The 21,698-nt window shown below is 70.4% G+C and carries 22 protein-coding genes; 12 read left to right on the forward strand and 10 right to left on the reverse strand.

The features are described from left to right. The first annotated feature begins 2 nt into the window (after positions 1-2). The 9 genes from mshD to ACT4N7_RS17895 all read left to right on the forward strand — a co-directional run bounded on the left by mshD (position 3) and on the right by ACT4N7_RS17895 (position 8,596). The gene (gene mshD, locus ACT4N7_RS17855; RefSeq protein WP_444829886.1) at positions 3-887 is read left to right on the forward strand and encodes a mycothiol synthase; all 885 of its coding nucleotides are present in this window, start codon (positions 3-5) and stop codon (positions 885-887) included. A 205-nt stretch (positions 888-1,092) separates the two neighbouring features. Continuing rightward, positions 1,093-2,220, forward strand: coding sequence for a phosphate ABC transporter substrate-binding protein PstS (gene pstS / locus ACT4N7_RS17860; RefSeq protein WP_444829887.1), 1,128 nt, complete (start codon positions 1,093-1,095; stop codon positions 2,218-2,220). Positions 2,221-2,343: 123 nt separating this feature from the next. Beyond that, a complete protein-coding gene (gene pstC, locus ACT4N7_RS17865) occupies positions 2,344-3,330 on the forward strand; it encodes a phosphate ABC transporter permease subunit PstC (RefSeq protein ID WP_444829888.1) in 987 nt (328 codons plus the stop codon). Then, a complete protein-coding gene (gene pstA / locus ACT4N7_RS17870; RefSeq protein WP_444829889.1) occupies positions 3,327-4,238 on the forward strand; it encodes a phosphate ABC transporter permease PstA in 912 nt (303 codons plus the stop codon). The genes pstC and pstA overlap by 4 nt, the downstream gene beginning before the upstream one ends. A 21-nt stretch (positions 4,239-4,259) precedes the next feature. Further along, a complete protein-coding gene (pstB, locus tag ACT4N7_RS17875; protein WP_444829890.1) occupies positions 4,260-5,036 on the forward strand; it encodes a phosphate ABC transporter ATP-binding protein PstB in 777 nt (258 codons plus the stop codon). Between the two features lie 126 nt (positions 5,037-5,162). Beyond that, positions 5,163-5,549 (forward strand): hypothetical protein, encoded by a 387-nt coding sequence (locus ACT4N7_RS17880; RefSeq protein ID WP_444829891.1) that lies wholly within the window; start codon positions 5,163-5,165, stop codon positions 5,547-5,549. A 38-nt stretch (positions 5,550-5,587) separates the two neighbouring features. After that, positions 5,588-6,148: a DUF3558 domain-containing protein gene (locus ACT4N7_RS17885; protein ID WP_444829892.1), complete on the forward strand. Its 561-nt coding sequence runs from the start codon at positions 5,588-5,590 to the stop codon at positions 6,146-6,148. Between the two features lie 18 nt (positions 6,149-6,166). Further along, a complete protein-coding gene (locus tag ACT4N7_RS17890) occupies positions 6,167-7,816 on the forward strand; it encodes a hypothetical protein (protein WP_444829893.1) in 1,650 nt (549 codons plus the stop codon). Between the two features lie 6 nt (positions 7,817-7,822). Beyond that, entirely contained in the window at positions 7,823-8,596 is a 774-nt protein-coding gene (locus ACT4N7_RS17895; protein WP_444829894.1) for an ESX secretion-associated protein EspG, read from the forward strand. Between the two features lie 4 nt (positions 8,597-8,600). On the opposite strand, the gene phoU is transcribed toward ACT4N7_RS17895, so the two are convergent. The 6 genes from phoU to ACT4N7_RS17925 all read right to left on the reverse strand — a co-directional run bounded on the left by phoU (position 8,601) and on the right by ACT4N7_RS17925 (position 16,787). After that, positions 8,601-9,263 (reverse strand): phosphate signaling complex protein PhoU, encoded by a 663-nt coding sequence (phoU, locus tag ACT4N7_RS17900; RefSeq protein ID WP_444829895.1) that lies wholly within the window; start codon positions 9,261-9,263, stop codon positions 8,601-8,603. An 81-nt stretch (positions 9,264-9,344) separates the two neighbouring features. After that, positions 9,345-11,534, reverse strand: coding sequence for an LCP family glycopolymer transferase (locus tag ACT4N7_RS17905; protein ID WP_444829896.1), 2,190 nt, complete (start codon positions 11,532-11,534; stop codon positions 9,345-9,347). 1,935 nt (positions 11,535-13,469) lie between these two features. Then, entirely contained in the window at positions 13,470-14,396 is a 927-nt protein-coding gene (locus tag ACT4N7_RS17910; protein WP_444829897.1) for a GGDEF domain-containing protein, read from the reverse strand. A gap of 163 nt (positions 14,397-14,559) precedes the next feature. Beyond that, the gene (locus ACT4N7_RS17915) at positions 14,560-15,018 is read right to left on the reverse strand and encodes a hypothetical protein (RefSeq protein WP_444829898.1); all 459 of its coding nucleotides are present in this window, start codon (positions 15,016-15,018) and stop codon (positions 14,560-14,562) included. A gap of 3 nt (positions 15,019-15,021) precedes the next feature. Continuing rightward, a complete protein-coding gene (gene dusB, locus ACT4N7_RS17920; RefSeq protein WP_444829899.1) occupies positions 15,022-16,158 on the reverse strand; it encodes a tRNA dihydrouridine synthase DusB in 1,137 nt (378 codons plus the stop codon). 89 nt (positions 16,159-16,247) lie between these two features. Then, a complete protein-coding gene (locus ACT4N7_RS17925; protein ID WP_444829900.1) occupies positions 16,248-16,787 on the reverse strand; it encodes a hypothetical protein in 540 nt (179 codons plus the stop codon). 141 nt (positions 16,788-16,928) lie between these two features. On the opposite strand from ACT4N7_RS17925, the gene ACT4N7_RS17930 reads away from it, so the two are divergent. After that, entirely contained in the window at positions 16,929-17,672 is a 744-nt protein-coding gene (locus ACT4N7_RS17930; protein ID WP_444829901.1) for a 3'(2'),5'-bisphosphate nucleotidase CysQ, read from the forward strand. Here the strand turns inward: ACT4N7_RS17930 and ACT4N7_RS17935 are convergent. Next, a complete protein-coding gene (locus ACT4N7_RS17935; protein WP_444829902.1) occupies positions 17,669-18,139 on the reverse strand; it encodes a CYTH domain-containing protein in 471 nt (156 codons plus the stop codon). The two genes, ACT4N7_RS17930 and ACT4N7_RS17935, sit on opposite strands and share 4 nt — an antisense overlap. Positions 18,140-18,151: 12 nt before the next feature. Continuing rightward, a complete protein-coding gene (locus tag ACT4N7_RS17940) occupies positions 18,152-19,063 on the reverse strand; it encodes a phosphotransferase (RefSeq protein ID WP_444829903.1) in 912 nt (303 codons plus the stop codon). Between the two features lie 157 nt (positions 19,064-19,220). Here ACT4N7_RS17940 and ACT4N7_RS17945 point away from each other — a divergent pair, with 157 nt between their 5' ends. Next, positions 19,221-19,526: a type II toxin -antitoxin system TacA 1-like antitoxin gene (locus tag ACT4N7_RS17945; RefSeq protein WP_444829904.1), complete on the forward strand. Its 306-nt coding sequence runs from the start codon at positions 19,221-19,223 to the stop codon at positions 19,524-19,526. Between the two features lie 25 nt (positions 19,527-19,551). Continuing rightward, positions 19,552-20,142, forward strand: coding sequence for a hypothetical protein (locus ACT4N7_RS17950; RefSeq protein WP_444829905.1), 591 nt, complete (start codon positions 19,552-19,554; stop codon positions 20,140-20,142). Positions 20,143-20,209: 67 nt separating this feature from the next. Here ACT4N7_RS17950 and ACT4N7_RS17955 read toward each other — a convergent pair whose 3' ends face one another. Beyond that, positions 20,210-20,638 (reverse strand): hypothetical protein, encoded by a 429-nt coding sequence (locus ACT4N7_RS17955; protein WP_444829906.1) that lies wholly within the window; start codon positions 20,636-20,638, stop codon positions 20,210-20,212. 153 nt (positions 20,639-20,791) lie between these two features. Continuing rightward, on the reverse strand, positions 20,792-21,652 hold the full coding sequence (locus ACT4N7_RS17960) for a hypothetical protein (RefSeq protein ID WP_444829907.1): 861 nt from the start codon (positions 21,650-21,652) through the stop codon (positions 20,792-20,794). Between the last annotated feature and the right edge of the window lie 46 nt (positions 21,653-21,698).

The following is a 21,698-nucleotide window of genomic DNA, read 5'->3' on the forward strand; positions in this document are numbered from 1 at the left end:
CCGTGGCCGAACTGACCTGGCGCGCCGACGCCGCCGAGATCCGTCCGCTGCTGCTCGCCGCCCGGGAGACCGACGGCCGCCCGGAGGTGACCGCGGACGGGCCGCTGCCGCGCGAGTACCGCGGCGGCGAACACCTGCTGGCCACCCTCGACGGCGCCGTCGTCGGCTACGCGCACCTCGACACCGCGGGCGACGCGTTCGGCCGCCAAGTGGCGGAGGTGCTCGTGCACCCGGACTTCCGCCGCCGCGGGGTCGGCACCGAACTGGTCGCCGCCGTGCTCGACCGGGCCGCGTTCGGCGTCCGGTTGTGGGCGCACGGCGACCACCCTGGCGCGGCGGCCGTCGCGGCCCGCCTCGGCCTGGCCAAGGTCCGCGAGCTGCTCAAGCTGCGGTTGGTGTTCGGCGCCGACCCGCTGCCCGAGCCGGTCTGGCCAGCTGGGGTGCGGGTGCGCACGTTCGTGCCGGGCCGCGACGAGGCAGCCGTGGTCGCGGTCAACCGGCGCGCGTTCGACTGGCACCCCGAGCAGGGTGCGCTGACCGCGGCCGACGTCGAGGCGACCGAGCGGGAGTCCTGGTTCGACGCCGAGGGCTTCTTCCTCGCCGTCGACGCCGACGACCGGGTGTTGGGCTTCCACTGGACCAAGGTGCACCCGGGCAAGATCGGCGAGGTCTACGTCGTCGGCGTCGACCCCGACGCGCAGGGCGGCGGGCTCGGCAAGGCGCTCACCCTCGCCGGGCTAGGCCATCTGAGGGGCCTCGGTCTGCCCGAGGTGGTCCTCTACGTCGAGTCCGACAACGCGCCCGCGGTTGCGGTATACGGCCGAATGGGGTTCGCCCGATCGGCCGCCGACGTCCAGTACTCCCTTGTGGACACTCCGGGCGCATAGTCGGTTACGTACGGCAAACGCCCAGGTCACGACGGGGACACGGGTACGGGTCCAGCACGTCGCGCCGGTCACAATCGGGTGCTTGTTCACCCTGCGTTCACCTCTACAGGGGAAAGCGTCCATTACCGCTGCCTAGCGTCCCCGGCGAGGCGGCGGACGGAGAGTGACGCCGCGCCAAGAGAAGACTCCTGCCTGGAGGAATCACGTGATCATCAAGCGGCACGCGTCCGTGCTGGGCATCATCGCGGCGGGCGCCCTCGCGCTCACGGCGTGTGGCAGCGACGCCAACACCCCCGCGGCCCAGAACAACACCGCTGCCCCCGCGCCGACCAAGACCGCCGAGGTCGAGTGCGGCGGCAAGAAGGACCTCGTCGCCGAGGGATCGAGCGCGCAGAAGGGCGCCATCGAGGCGTTCACCGCCGCGTACGTCGCGAAGTGCAGCGGTCAGCAGTTGGCGTACACCCCGTCGGGCTCCGGCGCGGGCATCAAGCAGTTCAACGCGGGCATCGTCGACATCGGCGGCACCGACTCGCCGCTGAGCAAGGACAAGGGCGAGGTCGAGGCGGCCGCCAAGCGCTGCAAGAGCAACCCGGCCTGGAACCTGCCGATGGTCTTCGGCCCGGTCGCCATCGCCTACAAGGTCGACGGCGCCACCGACATCGCGCTCACCGCCGAGGTCACCGCGAAGATCTTCAGTGGCACCGTGACCAAGTGGAACGCCCCGGAGATCGCCGCGATCAACAGCGGCAAGACTCTGCCGGACAAGGCCATCACGGTCATCTACCGCGGCGACGAGTCGGGCACCACCGACAACTTCCAGAAGTACCTCAAGGCCGCGGCGAAGGGCGCCTGGACCAAGGACGCGGGCAAGAAGTTCAACGGCGGCGTCGGCCAGGGTGCCCAGGGCTCCGCGGGTGTCGCCGAGGCCGTCGGCGCCGGTGACGGCACCATCGGCTACGTCGAGTGGTCCTTCGCCCAGGACAAGAAGCTGTCCACCATCAAGATCGACAGTGGCTCCGGCCCGGTCGAGCTGACCGCAGAGTCCGCCGCCAACGCCATCAAGGCCGCCAAGGTCAAGGGCGAGGGCAACGACCTGGTCCTCGACCTCGACGCCCTCTACGCCAGCAACACCGCCGGGTCCTACCCGCTGGTGCTCGCCACCTACGAGGTCGTCTGCTCCAAGGGCTACGACGCCGACACCGCCAAGGCCGTCAAGGCGTTCCTGACCGTCGCCGCCACCGACGGGCAGGCCGCACTGGCCGACGCGGGCTACGTGCCGCTGCCCAACGAGTTCCAGGAGAAGCTGCTCACCGCCATCAAGGCCATCGCCTAACCGGTACTGGCAGACTTCGAGTCGAGGCGAGCAGCGATGAGCGACTCCGCCACGGTCGGACGCCCCGCAGCCCAGAACGGGCCGCGGGGCGGTTCGGCGTCCAACACCGCACCGGAGGCCGTGATGTCATCCACCGCGCAGGGCGCAGGCGGTCCCCCGCCGGGGCAGCTGGCAGGCGCCAAGGTCATCACCAGACCCGGTGACCGGATCTTCAAGGCGTTGACGGTCGGTTCCGGCATCTTCGTCGTCCTGATGATCGCGCTGATCGGCATCTTCCTGCTGATCCAGGCGATCCCGTCACTGGTCGACAACCAGGCCAACTTCCTGTTCAGCCGGGGATGGAACGCCGACCCGGCGAACCTCGCGTTCGGCGTGCTCGACCTGCTGCTGGTGACGGTGTTCAGCTCGGTGCTGGCGCTGATCATCGCGATGCCCGTCTCGCTCGGCATCGCGCTGTTTCTCACCCAGTACGCGCCGCGCAGGCTGGCCCGGCCGTTCGCCTACCTGGTCGATCTGCTGGCAGCGGTGCCGTCGATCATCTACGGCCTCTGGGGCGCCTACGTGCTGGCGCCCGCGCTGGCGCCGGTGACCGAGTGGCTCAACGAGAACCTGGGCTGGATCCCGCTGTTCGCCGAGGGCAGCTCCAGCCTCGCCATCGGCCAGACCATCTTCACCGCGGGCATCGTGCTCTCGGTCATGCTGCTGCCGATCATCACCGCGATCAGCCGCGAGGTGTTCGACCGCACGCCGAGCACCCAGATCGAGGGCGCGCTCGCGCTCGGCGCCACCAAGTGGGAGGTCGTGCGCACCACCGTGCTGCCCTTCGGCCGGGCGGGCTACGTCAGCGCGTCGATGCTCGGGCTGGGCCGCGCGCTCGGCGAGACCATCGCCGTGCTGATCATCCTCAGCTCCACCACGCAGAACTTCAGCTTCAGCCTGTTCGACGGCGGCGACACGATCGCCTCGAAGATCGGCCGGGCCGCGCCGGAGTTCAACGACCCGCGGGGCGCGGGCGCCTACATCGCGGCCGGACTCATGCTGTTCGTGCTGACCTTCGTGGTCAACGCGTTCGCCCGGTCCATCATCGCGGGTCACAAGGAGTACGAATGACAGCCGCGACCGACCTCGACCGCCCCGCGGCGCCGCCCGCCTTCCAGCAGGTCGGCTCGGGCCGCAAGGTCAAGAACCGGATCGCCACGGTCCTGGTCACCTCGACGTTCCTGATCGCGCTCGTGCCGCTGGTCTGGGTGCTCTTCACGGTGCTGGCCAAGGGCTTCACCCGCGTCCTGAACGCCGACTGGTGGCAGAAGTCCCTCGCGGGCCTCACCTCGCGCCAGTTCGGCGGCGGCGTCTACCACGCCATCATCGGCACCCTGCTGCAAGGACTGATCTGCGCGGTCATCGCGGTGCCGATCGCCATCCTCGTCGCGGTCTACCTGGTGGAGTACGGCAAGCGCTCGCGGCTGGCGCGCGCGGTCACCTTCACCGTGGACATCCTGTCCGGCGTGCCGTCGATCGTCGCGGCACTGTTCATCTACGCGCTGTGGATCACCACGCTCGGCATGCCGCGCAGCGCGTTCGCGGTGTCGCTGGCCCTGGTGCTGCTGATGATCCCGGTGGTCGTGCGGACCACCGAGGAACTGCTCAAGATCGTCCCCGACGAGCTGCGCGAGGCCGCGTACGCGCTCGGCATCCCCAAGTGGAAGACCATCGTCAAGATCGTCATCCCGACCGCGCTGTCCGGCATCATCACCGGCATCTCGCTCGCCATCGCCCGCGTGATGGGCGAGACCGCGCCGGTGCTGGTGCTCGTCGGCTACACGACCTTCATCAACTTCGACCCGTTCGGCGGCAGCATGGCGTCGCTGCCGCTGCTGATGACCTCCGAGCGCAACGCCCTCGGCGAGGTCGGCGAGGCGCGGGTCTGGGGTGCCGCGGTCACCCTGATCCTCATCATCACCGTGTTCAACCTGCTGGGATCGCTGATCTCGCGGTTGACGTCCCTGAAGACCAAGTGACCGGGCGGTAACTACCCAATCATGGCCAAGCGCATCGATGTCAAGGACCTGAACCTCTACTACGGCAAGTTCCACGCCGTCGACGAGGTCTCGCTCGCGGTGCCGCCGCGCAACGTCACCGCGTTCATCGGCCCGTCGGGCTGCGGCAAGTCCACGGTGCTGCGCTCGCTCAACCGCATGCACGAGGTGATCCCGGGCGCCCGCGCCGAGGGCAAGGTGCTCCTCGACGGCGAGGACGTCTACGCCGCCACCGTCGACCCGGTGTCGGTCCGGCGCACCATCGGCATGGTCTTCCAGCGGCCGAACCCGTTCCCGACGATGTCCATCCGGGACAACGTCGTCGCCGGCCTCAAGCTCGCGGGCGAGCGCGACAAGAAGAAGCTGGACGAGGTCGCCGAGCGCGCCCTGCGCGGCGCCAACCTGTGGGTCGAGGTCAAGGACCGCCTCACCAAACCCGGCGGCGGCCTCTCCGGCGGCCAGCAGCAGCGCCTGTGCATCGCGCGCGCCATCGCCGTGCAGCCCGACGTGCTGCTGATGGACGAGCCCTGCTCGGCCCTCGACCCGATCTCGACGCTGGCCATCGAGGACCTGATCGGCGAGCTGAAGAAGGACTACACGATCGTCATCGTCACCCACAACATGCAGCAGGCGGCCCGGGTGAGCGACCAGACGGCGTTCTTCAACCTCGCGGGCGTCGGCCAGCCCGGCCGCCTGGTCGAGGTCGACGACACCGAGAAGATCTTCTCCAACCCTGGCCAGAAGGCCACCGAGGACTACATCTCCGGCCGCTTCGGCTAGTGCGGGGACTTCGCCGGTTCCACGTGGAACCACATGGGTAGTCGTTTCGTCACACAGCAGACGCACCCTGCGGGCGATTGGTACGGTTCCCTGGGGTTCGAACGGCGATCGGACTGAGGGGCACACATGTACGTCGACGACGCGGGTGGCGCGGTGGCGGGTACCGGCATCGGCAAGTCCATGGCCGACTTCGCGGGCGGCGCCAAATCGGGCGCGTTCTCGGTCAACGAGGAGGGCGGCGCCGCCCTGCTCAAGGCCATCGCCGAGATGAAGGACTGGCTGGACGGGGAGCGTAACCGGCTCCACCTCCTCGGCCAGGAACCCGCGCTCGGCAGCAGCAACGGCGCCAACGTCATGCGCCCACACGTGCAGCAGGTCGCGACCGACACGCAGGGGTTTCTCACCCAACTTCAGGCGTTCGACGAGGCGCTCATCAAGGCCGACGAGGGCATTCGCCAGGCCATGGCGAACTATCAGCAGACTGACCAGGTCATCTCGACCAGACTCCGCTGAGCTGCGGCACATCGCGAACAGGGATTCAGGGGATTACCGTGAGGCGTTCGGTTCTGGTTTGGTTGCTGACGGCGATACTGCTGGCCGCGGGATGTTCGGTGACGACCGCGGGCACACCCACACCGGGTGGCAGCAGTGGCCAACCAGAAACCTCGACACCCACGAAGCCCTCGGTGCCCTCAACCAGCGCTAATCCGAGTCCGCTCGCGGACATCGGCCCGTGTGACCTGATGCCCGCGTCCGCGGCTACCGCTCTCGGCTTCGAAGACGCGAAGGGCGAAGAGGAAAAAATCGGCCGTGCCCGAAGCTGTAGCTGGAAAATCAGGGGCGCGACGCTGAGAGAGAACGTCAACTTGGGCGTCGCCATTTTCGATACGCTCGGGATCGCCGATATCGTCGCAAAGGGGCAGGTCGAGACCCTGCCGCCGATCGGTAAGCACGACGCGGTTCGGTTCACCGGCATCGCCGACAACTGTGTCTTCACGCTCGGCGTGACGAAGTCGGTCCGGGTCGACATCGTCGCCACCGGGTCGCTGTTCGAGAAGTCCTGCGATGTGGCGTCGCGGGCTGCCAAGCTTGTTGAACCTGAACTGCCCTGACGAGCGGGAGGAGACCCCATGCCTGGATATGCCCGGACCTACACCCCGCCGTCGGCCGACAGCACGACCGTCGACGTGTCCACTCCGTCGAGCCCGAACTACGACCCCGCGTCGCCGTCGTATGACGCGACCTACGACTCGGGCAGCGGGGTCTACATCGATCGACGGGGTACCTCCGAGACCGGAGCGGCGGTCGAGCAGCAAGCCGAGCAGCAGGTCGACCAGGAGATCGAGGACGCCAACTGGTGGGAGTTCTGGCGGGCGTTCACCCGAAACAGTGAGGTCAACGACCAGTACAGCCAGGAGTTGAGCGCCCAGGCAACCGCGCTCACCCAGGGCGTCGACCTGCGGCAGTCGCCCGCGCTGCAGCAGACGAACTACCTGAGCTACGCGCACTCGGCGCTCAAGCCGATGGTCACCGAGCAGGTGGACCCGGACCAGGTCGGCGAGATGGGCGACCTGTACGTCGGTGCGGGCAACGCCATGGCCAGGTTCCAGTCCGGCGTCGCGGACGCGATCAACAACAGCCAGGCCGACTGGCAGGGCCAGGCAGGCGACCAGGCGCGCCAGTTCATGGCCGATGTGGGCAACTGGGTGGGCAAGGCGGGGCAGAGCGCGCAGCTCGCCGGGACGCAGACGAACATCCAGGCCGCGGCGCTGTCCGAGGCCAAGAACTCGATGCCCGAAGAGGTGCCGTTCAACTTCGCCGCGGCCAACCAGGACCTGCTGACCACCACGAACCCGGTCCTGTGGGCCACCAAGGCCGCGGGCTACATGAACGACTACCGGGCGAGCCAGGCCGCGCACGAGCAGGCCGCGCGGGTGGTCGGCACCTACGACGGCACCCTGGGCAGCGCGGCCACCATGCCCGCTTTCTCGCCCCCGCCGGTCATGACCGGCGGCGACGGCACCGGCACGGGCACCGAGGGCGGTGGCGCCGGAGTCCAGCAGGGCTCGGGCACTGGCGTCTCCGTCAACGGCGGTGGCGGCCCTGGGGCAGGTGGCGGTCCCGGCGGTCCGGGCGGCGGTGCCGTCCCACCCGGTGGCTTCACGCCCCCGCCCGGCGGTGGCCCGGGCGGCCCCGGCGGCGGTCCGGGAGGTGGCGGTCCGGGCGGCACGCCCGGCGGTCCCGGCAGCGGCACCGGTCCCGGCGGCTTCGACCCCGGTGCGGGTGTTCCGCCCCTGCCGGGCGCGGGCGGTCCCGGCTCCGGCGGTCCGGGCAGTGGCGGCCCCGGCGGTGGCTTCCCCGGAGGCGTTCCGCCGATCGGCGGCGGCGCGATGGGTCCGGGCGGCGACAACGCCCGCGGCGGCCGCGGCGGGGCGGCAGGTTTCGGTGGCGGCCGCGGTGGCTTCGGCCCCGGCGGCGGCGGCTTCGGCGGCCCGGGTGCGGGCGGGCTCGGCGCCCGGCCCGGTGGGCCCGGCGTGGCTTCGGGCGCGGGCGCGCTCGCGGCGGAACAGGCGGCGACCGGCGGCCGTGCGGGCGCGGGTGGCCCGGGCGCGGCAGGTGGCCGCGGCGGTGCGGGTATGGGTGGCGGCATGGGTGGCGGCGCGCGCGGCCAAGGCGGCGAGGACGAGGAGCACCAGCGGCCCGCGTACCTGGTCGAGGCCGACCCCGACCAGGTGTTCGGCACCGACGAGATGACCTCACCCCCGGTGATCGGTGGCTAGCCGCTGATGCCAAGGTCGTTCACACTGTCGCTCGCGGCGGTGGACATGCTCTCCCAGGCGCTTCGGATCAGTTGCAGGCAGTTCCCGTTCGAGATCCCGAGCTTCGGCGAGTTCGAGGAGGATCGCAACCGGATCGCGAAGGCCGTGTTCACCGACCTGGCCAACCGTGGGCTGCTCAGGCGCAACCAGCTCGACCCAGACGTCGAGTCGGCGCTCGTGGTGACCGGCGAGCACGACATCGGGATTGCGGTCATGGGCTCCATCGACAAGGACCGGCAGGTCAAGGCCCGCGCCGCGGCCACGGGGAAGACGGCCGTGCTCGCCGTCCAGGAGGGGCAGAGCCTGCGGTTCGAGCTGATCAGCCCGGCCGCGCTGGCCCGCACGGTGGTCGCCCTGCTCCCCCCTGCCACGGCAGGCCCGGGCCAGTCCGTTCAGGTGGTCCAGCCCGCGCCGCAGAAACAGACCGAGGGCGACGGCGGCTTCATCCACAAGGTCCGCGCGCCCCGCTCGGCGTCGGACGCGCAGTTGCGGATGGCCGAGACCATGCTGGAGCGCCCGCGCACCGGCTCCGGGTTCTTCCTGGTCAGCGCGCGCGGCAGGCACGGCAGGGAGATCGACGCGGGCACCGTCGGCTGGATCGACACCGACGCAGGCCGCTACCTCTCGCTGACGCGCCCCACCGACGACGGCGAAGTGCGGGCGACGTACTCCCCGGCCGACAGCGCGCGGCTCACCCAGCAGCTCGGTGAGCTGATCGACTCGGTCACGCCCCGGAACTGACCGCTCAGAAGTCCTCGTCGGCCGCGCCGGGCATCCGGCCCGTCACCACGAATACGACGCGCTTGGCCACCGACACCGCGTGGTCGGCGTAGCGCTCGTAGAACCGGCCCAGCAGCGTCACGTCGACGGCGGCGGCCACCCCGTGCGGCCACTCCTTGTCCATGAGCACCGTGAACAGGTGCCGGTGCAGGTCGTCCATCTCGTCGTCGGCGTCCTCCAGGGCACGCGCGGCGTCGACGTCCTGCGACCGGATGACTTCCTCGGCCTGGGCGGCCAGCGCGACTGCGACCCGGCCCATCTCGGCGAAGTACCCGTGCACCGGCGCGGGCAGCACGGGCGCGGGGTGCCTGCGCCGGGCGGCCTTGGCCACGTGCAGGGCCAGGTCGCCCATCCGCTCCAGGCTCTCGGCGGCGTGGATCGCGGCCAGCACGGTGCGCAGGTCGGTTGCCACCGGGGCCTGCAGCGCGAGCAGCGCGTATGCGTGTTCCTCGCAGGACGATCGGGCGTCGTCGATCTTCTCGTCGCCGCTGATCACCTGTTCGGCGATGCCGAGATTGGTTTCCAGGAGGGACCGGGTGGCCAGCTCCATGGCCTCGGCGACCATCGAGCACATTCCGGCGAGATGGTCGGCGAGTTTTCCGAGTTCGAGATGGTAGGCCTCACGCATGGCCACAGCCTAGAGGCCACTGGTCCGCGGTACCCCATCGCCGGATGAATGCCGGGTGAACCACACGCGACCAGTCCGCGCTCAGGCGCAGGTGACGTCGCCGCCGTTGATGGTCGACAGGTCGTTGGGCAGCGGTTCGGGCTCAGGCGCGGTCGGGGTCTCGCCCGTGCCGGGTTCGATGACCTGGCCCTTGTACTCCGGGCCGAGCACCAGCACCAGCGCGCCCGCCATCGACGGGTCCTGTTGCAACTCGGCGCCCGGCACCGAGGACGCGAGGGTCAACGCCGCGGCCTCGTTGCCCTTGCCGTAGCGCACGACCGTCTTCGGCACCGACGGACCGGCGTTGACCTGCACCACCGTGTACCCGAACGCGGCGAGCTTGTCGGCAGTGCGGCGCGCGATGCCGCCGGTCTCGTTGCCCCCGTTGAGCACCTGGATCTTCAGCGTCTTCGGGTCCACCGGCTCCTGGCGCAGCGGCGCGGGCTGCGGCAACGCCTGCTGGCTGCCGCCGGGCGGGGCCGCGGCCTGCTCGCCGGGCAGCGGCTGGTCATTGATGATCGCCCGGAACAGGCTGCCGGTGTCCTCCTTGCGGAGCACCTCGTTGCCGCGGCCGTTCGCCTCGCCGACGGTCGGCACGGTGACGAAGGTGACCCGGCCCGCCTCCAGCCCCCCGAGCGACCGGCCGAGTTGGAACAGCGAGTCGAGGCCGATGTTGTCACCGAAGGTCGACTCGGCGAAGGCGCCGGTGAAGTCGGTGAGCTTGCTCGGGTCGAGCAGGATCTGGCCGGACATCGCCTTGCGCAGCAGGGAGGACAGGAACCGCTGCTGGCGCTTGATGCGGCCGTAGTCCGAGGTCGGGTCGCCGCGCACATGCCGGGAGCGGACGAAATCGAGGGCCTGGTCGCCGCGCAGTTCGACCTCGGTGCCCGCCTCCTGCACGATCCACTTCTTCAGGAAGGTGTCGTACATCGGCTTCTCGACGCACACCCGCACCCCGTCGACGGCGTCGACCATGCCCTTGAAGCCGGTGAAGTCGATGCCGATGAACCGGGTGATCTGCAGACCGGAGATCTGCTGTACCACCTTGGTCACGCACAGCGGCCCGCCGATCTGGTAGGCGGAGTTCATCTTCGCGGTCTGCTGCGGTGTGGCCCGCTCGCCGGTGTACTGCCCGGCCTTGGCGTCGAACCGCTCACACTCGGGCCTGCTGATCTCCAGGTCCCGCGGGAACGACACCACGACGACCCGTTTCCGGTCGGCCGGGACGTGCGCGATCATGACCGTGTCGGAGCGGGCGCCCGGCACCTGGCCCGCGTCGCCGACACCCTCCTCGGCCTCCGCGCCCTCCCGCGTGTCGGAGCCGACGAGCAGGAAGTTCTCGTCGCCGCGCTGCCCCTCGGCGTTCAGGATCGCGCTGGAGTTCGGGTCGAGTGCCCGCACCTGGTCGATGCTCTCGTCAGCCCACTTCTTGAACCCCCACCCGACGCCCGTCGCGATGAACACGAGCACGGCGGTGGCACCCGCGAACAGCTTGGCGACCAGAGCGGAGCGGCTCCGCTTCGGCGATTTCTTCGGCTCCGCCTGGACGACCGGCACCAGAACCGTCGGCTCGCCGGGGATCTGCGCCAACTCGTCGAGGTGGTCCTCCATTTCGTCGTCCTGCGCGGCCCACGGGTTCAGCTTGCTGCGCTTGGACTTGCGGGCGCGTTCCTCGGCCTTGAGGTCATCGTGGACCTTGGAGAACCGGGCGAGCGTCTCGTCGACCCGGCGCCGCTTCTGGGTCGCCTCGCCGATGGCCTCCATCTCGGTCGTGAGACAGACCATCTCCTCGCCGGTCGCGTTCGGCGGCGGGGTCAGCGGGACCCGGGAGGGTGCTTCCGGGTTGTCCAGCCCGTTGGTGACCCCCGGAAGGGACGCCTGGCCGGGGTGACGGGGCGCCGATGACTGGCCGGGCGGCTGCTGGCGGGGCATGGACGACTGGCCGGGCGGCTGCTGGCGCGGGATGTGCGGCCGGGGGCCGTCCTGGCCGCCGTCGAGGCCGGTGGCCGCCCGGTTCTGGCCGGTCGGGTCCGGGATGGGGTGCCTGCCGGATACCTGCCCGTGGCCGCCGTCCGGGTGGCGCCTGCCCGGTGGGTCCGGCCGTGGCGTGACGTCCGGGTGCTCGCCGGTCCCCTGCGGGTGACCGACCTCCGGCTCACCGGGTGCGAGGCGCTGCCCGATCGGCGGTCGGTTGACGCCTGGGGCAAGGCCATCTGCCGGAATGGGCGCCATGGACGGCTGGGACCGGTGTCCAGGGGGCGGAAGCGGACGCCTACCGGCGCCGGGCGGGACCGGCCGCCCTCCGGTCGGTGGCAGGGGATGCCTGCCGGTTCCCTGGGGGAAGTCCGCGGTCTCGGCTGGTCCGGGGTACGGGAGCCTGCCGGATGGTTGGGGCAGGTTTGCGGCCGAGGTTTGTCCCGGTGCGGGATAGGGGTGCCTGCCGGTCTGTTGCGCGGCGTCCGCGCTGCCGGCCTGGCCCGGTCCGGGGGGTGACTGCCTGGGGCCGCGCGTGTCGGTCGTGGGCAGGGGGCGTTCCGCGGTGGGCTGGCGTGGTCCACCGCCATCGTGTGGCGGGGGAAGGCGCCTGCCGGTGGTGTCTGGACCGGTGGCCGGGATCGGCTGCCTACCGGTCGCGTGGCCCGCCGGATACTGAGCCGCCTGCGGCTCGCCTGCGCGGTTGGGCCTGCCGCCGCGATCGTCGGTGGGGGCTGAGGATTCGCCGCGACCGACCGTCGTGGGGCGCTGTCCGGTGTGCCCTGTTGCCTCGGGGCCGCCGAACGGGCCGCCGCCGTGGTTCGCGGATCGGGGATCGTCGCCGGGGACGGCGCGGGAGAAGGCACCCGCGAGGGATCGGCGCGGTGGGCCTGGGGCGGGCCGGACGGCGGTGTCGTCCACCGAGGAAAAGCCGGGCTCGGCCGCACGACGGCTGCCCGCGGCAGGCGCGTCCGGCTGGACAGCGCCGCGGTCTGCTCCCCCACGGCTGGTCGCCAGATCCTCCTGGACAGCACGGCGGCCGGTGGCGTCGTCCGGCTGGTTCGCGCGGCGACCGGGCGACGGGTTCGTATAGGCCGTGGGAAGGTCCGGCTGCGCCGTGCCGGGGCCAACGGGGTGGCCTGGTTGAGCTGTGCCTCGGCCGGTGGCGTGATTCGGCTGGACCGCGCGGCGGCTGTCCGGGTAGACGGTGGAGGTGTCTGGCTGCGCCGTCCCGCGGCTGGTGGGATTCGGCTGGGCCCCGCCGTGACTGGCGTGGTCCTGCTGGGCCGCGCGGCGGCCGGTCGGCAGGTCTGTGTAGGCGGTGGGGAGGCCTGGCTGGGCCGTGCCTGCGCCGCCGGGGTTGTCTGGCTGGGCGGCGTGGCGGTCAGTGGAATGGTCTGGCCGGGCGGCGCCGTGACTGGTGGAGTGGTCTGGCTGTGCGACGCGGCGGCCGGTGGGGACCTCGGGAGTGGCTCCGCGATAGAGGTCCGGTTGTGCGACGCGGCGGCCGGTGGGGACCTCGGGAACGGCTCCGCCGTGGAGGTCCGGTTGCGCTGCGCGGCGGCCGGTGGAGTGGTCTGGAGAGGGGGCGGGGCTGGTGGTGGAGTGGTTTGGCGGTGTGGCGGCATGGCCGGTGGGGTGGTCTGGCTGGGCGCGGCGGCCTGCGGGAGCTCCACCGTGGCGGCCGGTGGCGGAGGTCGGTGATGCCTCGGCGCGGGGCGGGGCGGCGGGGGCCTGGTGCCGGGGAACTTCGGGCTGTTCCTCGGGTCTTGGTCCGCCGGGCGATATCGGCTGCAGATTCGGTCGCGAGCCCGTGTGTCGCTCGACCAGGTCCGAGACGCTGACGCCACCGGAGCCTTCCATTGACCGGCGCCTGCGCCGGGGCTGCTCGGTGGGCTCCGGTGCTCGGCGCTTGCCGCCTGGTTCCGGCCTGGGTGCGGTCGGGGTGCCGTCGCGGCCGTGGTCGTCGGGCACCCGTGCTCCTTTCCAGGTACTGCCTGAACCGATGCCAGTTGGTTATCAACACGTTGCGGTGCCGCGTTCGGTTGCTTACCCGATCGTGTCACTCTGCGGACGCGATAGTACGGATGGCTGTCGCTCGTGACGACTGATGTCCGAACTTGCCCACCACGGGTACTCGATTTTGCCGAAGTCGCTAGCCCAATCGGGGTAGCTGATCGCCGAGTGGTCGCGTCAGTGCGCCAAGGCGCGCGGAGCGGTGATCGCACGCCTACCGGCTGCCGATCCGGCCAGGTGGGGCTTACCGTCGAGTAGGTAGGCAACGGCGTTGCGGCCTGATTGCTTGGCCGTGTACAGCAAGCTGTCCGCCTCGCGAAGCTGGCACTCCGGCGAGAGCTGTGTGTCGTCCGCCACGTACCTGACGGGCTCGTGGGCGAGCCCGATGCTCACCGTCACCCGCAGGCCCAGCACCAGGCTGGACCACGCGTAGTCCTCCACCCGGGCCCGCGCCGCCTCGGCGAGCGCGATGGCCGTCTGGGCGTTGACAGCGGGCAGCACGAGCACGAACTCCTCGCCGCCGTAGCGGGCGCAGAACGCACCCTCCGGCAGGCCCTGCTGAAGCAGTTCGACGACGCGCTGCAGGACCCGGTCGCCGACGAGGTGGCCGAAGGTGTCGTTGACCTGCTTGAACCAGTCGAGGTCGACCAGGGCGACGGCGAGGCCGTCGGCGCGGCCCTGTTCGGCGAACACCTCGACCAGGCGCTGGTCGAGGTAGCGGCGGTTGTAGCTGGCGGTCAGGCTGTCGCGGATGCTCTGCTCGTGCGCCTCGGCGTGCTCGCGGCGCAGCCGGTCGACCTCGCGGCGGAACTGCTCGGGAATCTGCGGCGGCTCGCTCAGCTCGGACATCAGGTCCAGCGCGGACCGCAGGTGCTGGTATGCCTGCCGGAACTGGCCGCGGGAGGCGAGCAGCGCGGCGATCGACTGGTGCAGGCTGACGAGGTTGGCCGCGTCCGCGGGCGGGTCGGCGTCGGCGCGCTCACCGATCGCGGGGTGGCGCAGCGGAATGGTCGGCTCGCTGACCCGGTGCTCCAGCCACGCGGCATCCCGCTGGTCGGGCTCGGGCTTGGCGACACCTCGTCCCAGAACGGCCACCGCGGTCACCTCCCTACGTACGTGTGTGTCGTCCTTATCGACGTCTCGCTTGAGCCGACGGGACGCATGAACGGAGGAATTCCCCCTACTGGTGTACTCGGCATTGCGCCAAACCAGTGACAGGCCACCCGTCGGTCGCCGAACGCACACCTCCGGCGTCACCCGGATGGAGTCACCGTGTCGGGCAGGGCGTGAAGCCGTAGGCCCGGCCGTCGAGCACCACGACCCGTTGCGACCCGATCTGCTCCGCGAGGGTCGCGCTGTCCCGGCGGATCTGGATGGACACGCCGACGACGTACACCGCGCCGCGTGGGCGGGTGCTGGACTTCTCCGGCTTCCACTTCGCGTCGGTGCGCAGGGTGGACAGCGCGGGTTCGATCTTGAGTACCAGGTCGCCGAGGTCGCAGATCCGGTCGGCGAAGTCCGGGTGCTGGGACCGGCGCAGGAAGTCGCGCTGGGTCGACGGGCCGTCCGCGGCTGCCTCGTTGAGGTCGGCGAAGTACCGACCGACCAGTTCGCGTTCCTGCGTGGGCGCGGCGCCGCCGCCCGCCGGGACCGCGCGCCCGGCGACCGTCGTCGCGCACCCGGCCGCGGCGACCGCGACCATCAGCATCCCCACCGTGCGCCGCACCGCTCAGCCCCCCGAGTGCATCAGTTCGGCCCCCGAGGGCACGGCGGCGTCCTCTGGATCGTCCAACCAGCCCTCGGGCAGCGCGACCTTGCCGGGCGCGCCCTGCCTGCCACGCGGGCCCTCGGCGTCGGCCGGGTAGGGCGCGGTGTGGTCGAGTTCGCCGATCAGGTCGGCCAGTTCGGCCAGCCCGGCGACCATGGCGAAGCGCTGCCGGAGGTCGGCGCCGACCGGGAAGCCGCGCAGGTACCAGGCCATGTGTTTGCGCAGGTCACGCAGGCCCTTCTGGTCGCCGAGGTGCTCGGCGAGCAGGGTGGCGTGCCGGTAGAGGACGCGGGTGACCTCGCCGAGGTCGGGCCCGTCGGGGACCGGGTCGCCGGCGAACGCGGCGTGCAGTTCGCGGAACAGCCACGGCCTGCCAAGGCAGCCGCGGCCGACGACCACGCCGTCGCACCCGGTCTGGTCGACCATCTTGAGCGCGTCGGCCGCGCTGAAGATGTCGCCGTTGCCCAGCACGGGGATGGTGGTGACGGCTTCTTTGAGGCGCGCGATGCACGACCAGTCCGCTTGGCCCGAGTAGCGCTGGGCGGCCGTCCGCGCGTGCAGCGCGACCGCGACGGCCCCCTCGGCCGCCGCGATGCGACCCGCGTCGAGGTAGGTGATGTGGTCGTCGTCGATGCCCACCCGGAACTTCACGGTGACCGGGATCCCCGCGGGCTCGGCGGCGCGCACCGCGGCGGCCACGATGTCGCCGAAGAGCCTGCGTTTGAACGGCAGCGCCGCGCCGCCGCCCTTGCGGGTCACCTTGGGGGCTGGGCACCCATAGTTGCCGTCCAGGTGATCAGCCAGGCCTTCACCGACGATGATCTTTACCGCTTCGGCCATGGTCTTGGGGTCGACGCTGTAGAGCTGCAGCGAGCGCGGGTGCTCGTGCTCGGCGAAGGTGATCATCTCCATGGTCTTCGGGTCGCGCTCGACAATCGCTCGCGCCGTGACCATCTCGCACACATAGAGCGATGAGGCGCTGCCGAACTCCCGGCACAGCGTTCGGAACGCCACGTTGGTGATACCCGCCATGGGTGCGAGTACTACGGCGGGGTCGACCACGTACGGTCCGAGCTTGAGAGATGGGTTTACTGCCACGCGGTCCAGGTTACTGTTCGCCCCAGAGCTCCACCGCGACCTCGCGATCCGGTGGATCTCGCGGCGACCGGCGTGCCTGCTTCCGGTGCTCAGGTCTCCAGTTCCGAGTACCACTCCGACAGGGACGGTTCGGTGGACTCGTCGGGGACCAGGTTGTCGAACAGGTCGCCCGCGTCGGCCGGGTCGTCGTCGAGGGTGGTGAACGGGTCGTCGCCTTCTGCCTTGGCGTCGGGGTCGAAGTCGGCGACGGGGTTGTCCTCGGTCGGCTGGTTCTCGAACCCGCCGTCCTCCGGGACGTCGGAGGGGACGTCCTGGGTCTGGTCGTTCGGGGTCGCGTCGGTGGCGGGCTGGGTCTCGCCGTCGCCCGCTCGGGCGTTCCAGGTGCCCTCGCCGGTCGGGTCCGCGTAGGCGGACTCCGCGATGCCGTCGTTGTCGTGGTCGAGTAGGGCGGTGTCGGCTACGCCGTCGCCGTCGGAGTCCCACATCGCGTCGTCGTAGCGGCCGTCGCCGTCGAAGTCGACGGCGATGGCGTCGGGGGTGCCGTTGCCGTCGGCGTCCACATTGGCCTGGCCGTGGTGCACGGTCGGATCGCTCTCGCCGGTGCCGAACCGGTATTCGATGTCCGCCATCGCGGAGCCCCCTCAAGGTGGGTCGATGTCGACGGGGTAGACGTGCGTACCCCCGACCAGGTTCCCGCACGGCGCGTGCCGGAAAGCCTAGTCCCCGCTGGTAGATTGCGGCTTCGTTTCCCCACCACGGCGAGGAGTCGAGTGTCCGTCGACGCACGTCTCGCCGCTGACCTGGCCGGTCAGGCGGGCAGTCTGCTGCTCCGCCTCCGCGCGGACGCGTCCTGCGACGCCCGAACGCTCGGTCAACGCGGCGACGCCGAGGCCAACACGCTTCTGCTCGACCGGCTCGCCGCCGAGCGGCCCGGCGACGCGGTGCTGTCCGAGGAGTCGGCCGACAGCCCGGCGCGGCTCGACGCTGACCGGGTGTGGATCATCGACCCGCTCGACGGCACCCGCGAGTTCGGCCTGCGCGAGCGCCCGGACTGGGCCGTGCACGTCGCTCTCTGGCAGCGGGGCGCGGGCATCACCGACGCCGCCGTCGCGCAGCCGTCGCTGGGCGAGGTCTACGCCAGCGACGACGCGCACCTGCCGCCGCGCCCGGCCGAGCCGAGGATGCTGCTGCTGGTGAGCGACACGCGTCCGCCGGCGTTCGCGGCCCCGGTGGCCGCCGAGGTCGGCGGCGAGTTGGTATCGATGGGCTCGGCGGGCGCCAAGGCGATGGCCGTCCTCCGCGGCGACGCCGACGCGTACCTGCACGCGGGCGGCATGTGGGAGTGGGATTCCGCCGCCCCGGTCGGCGTCGTGCTGGCCGCCGGGCTGCACGCGTCGCGGCTGGACGGGACGCCGCTGCGCTACAACCAGTCGCACCCGTACCTACCCGACCTGGTCATCTGCCGGACCGAGGACGCGCCGCGGCTACTGGCCGCGATCAAACAGTCCACTTAGGACCAGGTGGAGAAGGGCGCGCGCGCGAGGTAGGCGTTGCGGTAGCGCTTGTCGTCGGTGACCTCGGTGCCGAGCCAGCCGGGCCGCGGGAACGGCGCGTCCTCCGCGTCGAGTTCCAGTTCGGCGAGCACCAGGCCCGTGTTCGCGCCGTGGAAGACGTCGACCTCGAACCGGTGGCCGTCGACCTCGACGATGTGCCGGTCCTTCTCGATCGGGTCGCCGACGCACAGCCCGGCGGCGCTGACGCCCTCGACGAAGTCCACCGGCACCTCCGTCTCGAACTCGGGCCGCGTGATGCCCGCTGCCTCGCCCTTGACGGTGACCCAGCCACGACCGCCCGCGCTGCGCACCCGCACCTGTGAACGCTCACCGATAGCCAGGTAGCCCTGCACGATCCGGTCGGCAGAGACGACCTCGGACCGCCAGGAGTCGTTCGCGACCAGGAACTTGCGCTCGATCTCGACCATGCCCGAAGGCTCTCACAGGTGGGTGTCGGCGAGGAGGCCGAGCAGCGTTTCGGCAGGCGCGTCGGCGAAGTCGCCGGGTTCGGCGGCCACCGCGCGGTGCCAGACCAGGGCGCGGGCGATCTTGCCGAGCCTGCACGCCAACTCCAGGTCCGCCACCAGTTCCGCGCGCGGCGCCAGGTCGGTGAACGCCTCCAGGTAGGCGTCGCGGGCGCGGTGGACGGCCGCGTCGTCGCCGAGTCGGCTCAGCGGAACGAGCATGGCGGCGAACGGGTGGGCGACCACGCTGTCGCCCCAGTCGTAGAAGCGGACCAGGCTCGGGTCGGCGGCGACGAGGATGTTCTCCGGGTGCAGGTCGTTGTGGTCGATGCTCGCCGGGACCGGTGACGCGGCCAGGCGGGCGCACCAGGCCGTCACCTGTTCGCCAAGCGCGGCAACGGGTTCCGCCGCGTCGCCGACGACCGACAGCGCCTCGGCGAAGCGGGTCGGCAGGATCGGCGGGCGCATGTCGGCGACGCCCGCGGCGAGCAGTCGGTCGACGTGCGGGGCGAGGTCGCGCTGGAGCTGTCCGTACCGCGGCAGGACGTCCACCAGCAAATCCTCCCGCAGGCCGCCCAGCGTGGGGCCGCCGTCGGGCAGGATCAGCCTGCCGCGGGCCGGATCGGTCGCGATCGGCGCGAGCACTCGGTCGGGCACGATGTCGTGCAGCACCTCGTAGAGGCCCGCCTCGAACGCCGTGCCCGGCCCCGCCGCCTTGAGCCACACCGGGCCGGCGGTCGTCGGCGCGGTCAGCACCGTGGCCCACGGCCGCACGCGGGGCTGCTCGACCTCGCCGGTGCGCACGATCCCCGCGTCGGCCAGGCAGGCGTCCAGCCAGGACACCGCGTCCGCCCGCCACGCCGCCGACGACCACAGCTCGGTTCCCATCCGGCCACCTTGCCGTACGCCGCACCGTGTGTGGTGTTCCCGCTGTAGCTGTAGTGTTGTCTACCTTCTAGGTAAGTGTTGCATGTTGACATTCCCATCGGGGGCGTGTTAGCTTGTATTACAGTCTGACCGAACCGTCGAGTCGAGGAGTAATACCATGCCTAACGACTCCTCTCCGGTGAGTTTCCGAATCTCAAACGAGGAGCGGGCACTGCTCGAAGCAGTTGCCCATTACATGGGGGAAACCCTGTCCAACTTCATTCGGCGTAGCGCGGTCACTCTCGCGCAGAGCATCGTGGACAACGATTCGCCGGATGTGGTGCTCAAAGGTTATCGGGAAATGCTTGCCCGAAAAGCAAGTTGGGACAGTGATCAGCTAGCTGGCCTGGAACGGCAGTTGCAGCGTTCCGTCAATCGAGGCGCCGCGGCGGTCGCGGCGCGACAAAAAGACAGACAAGACTGATCCGCCGCAGCACGGAGGACACGGAATGGCTAACGGTCCACACAGCAGCGCAGTCGAACAGGCTGTGGCACGAACAGCAGCCCGACGGCTGCGCACCGTCTGTGAAGGCCACCTCTACACGCTTCTCCAGTCGAACCTCGATGCCGAGAACGAGGACTACCAGCGCTATTTCATGGCCTGGCTGACCACACGGGCGCTGACCGGAGTCGCGATGTCCGAAATGCTGTCGGGTGACCGTGACCCGGCGACCGCGCCGACGGCGCGGTCTGGACCTTCCGATTCGATTCCCGATGGTGGCGCGGTGCCACCCGGCGAGACTGGTGTGCCGTCGGGGGTAGCACCTGTCCGGCCTGCTAGTGGCCGATTCGCATGGCGCGGGCTTACCCGGATCGTGGTGCGGTTCGTGGTCGGTGTGCGCGGCTGGAAGGGATGGCCACGCACGGTCGGCGACGGTGTTGCAGGCATGCCATTGCATGCCGATGGTGCCGGTGGGCGTCAACCCGCCATCGTCCTGCTGCCGTGGTCGCCTGAGCAGGACGGAGGGCTGCAACGATCGTCTTGGTCGCCGGTTGCCAGACCCGGGCCGGTGCCGCGGTTGGCGACGGCTCCCGGCTAGGGAACGGCCTGGGGTGATCAGGCGGGGGTTGGCGAATGGGTTTCCGGGATCGACGGGAGCCCATTCGCTAATACAACTCGATGACGTCCATGCCCTGGAGCCCGCTCACCACCACTGCGGCTTTGTTGAGCGCCAGGCGGCTGTTCATGAGAACTTGGTACGCGGTCGGGTCAATGTCGTCGAGAAAATCGGCCAGGCTGGTCAATGTGACATTGAGGTCGGCAATAAGGCAGACGACAACGATATTCGCGGTGCGCACGCCCCGAGTGGTGACGTACCGGAGGGCCTGAAGCTTGCGCATCGCGAAGACGGCTATCTCCCGCTTGTCCGACATCGTGCCGTTAGCCGAGTCGATGTTGAGCAGCGAGAATTGATGTCGATCCCGTACGCAGAATGCCCGCTTCACCACGGCGAACAGCTCGGCGGTCAGCTCGTGCAGGTCGACCAGTTCCACCGGCTTGGGCCGCCGCTGGGTCGAATCGTCGTGGTCACTCAAATCGGTTCCTAGTGTCCGCTGATCGAGTAGGGCGCTCGTTCAGTGGTCGGTCTGCGTGATGCCAGTGTTACTCGCTGCGCTGAACGGGTGACGCGACATGCCGCGAACCGAGGGGTGCCGTGTCGGCGTCCCTCGGCTCGTGTCCGGGCGGATTCAGGCAGGCGGCAGGCTCCGGTCGTCCCTGGTCGGTTCGGTCGGCAGTAGCAAGGCGTACTGCTGCCGCAGCCGGTGCGCCTCGTCCTCGTAGGCCCGCTGAAGCTGAAGGTGCTGCTGCACGAGTGCGCTGAGAAACGCCGAGTCATCCTGCTCGGGCGAGCCGTCGCGGAACGCGGTGAAGAACACCAGCAGCGCCGTGACCAGCATGACGAACGACACCAGGATGGCGAGCAGCGCGGCGAGGTTGTTCAGACCGCTGAGCAAACCCTCGGTGTAGACGCGCTCGAACATGACCACCGCGATCAGCGTCACCAGGAAGGCGACCGCGAGCAGGCTCGCCTTGGACCCCGGTGACAGGTCCTTGAGTACCAGCCTGCGCTGGTCGGTCTTGTTCTCGCGTTGGTTGCGGCCCAGGTGATACAGCACGGCCGCGGCGCTGCCGGTGCCCAGGATCGACACGACGATGCTGATCACCAGGTAGATCGGCGCGTCGAGCGGGGCGGTCCAGTCCACGTTGAACACCGAGCTGGTCAGCCACAGCATCAGCGGGAAGTCGACGACGACCAGACTGACCAGGCTGAGGAGTTTCAACTTGGCCGACACCACGCGGTGGCGCAGGCTGCCGCGGATCTCGGCCATGTCGATCGAGCTGGTGACGACGACGGCCCGCTCCATCGCCTCGCGGACGGTGAAATGCTGCCCCCGCGGGCCGATCACCGGGGTGTCCAGGACTCTGCCTGCGACGTACTGCAACTCGTGGATCCGCGCGCGGATCCGCTTGAGCGACCCGGCTCCAGGGCCGGAGTAAGGGTCGTCGCCATGGGCGGGGGTGTGGGTGGGGGGTTTAGTGGTAGTCACCGGACACGCTCCTCGGAGGTGGTGAGGTAGGAGGTGATTTCGACTC

The sequence above is a fragment of the Actinokineospora sp. genome (assembly GCF_052390155.1).
Classification (GTDB): domain Bacteria; phylum Actinomycetota; class Actinomycetes; order Mycobacteriales; family Pseudonocardiaceae; genus Actinokineospora.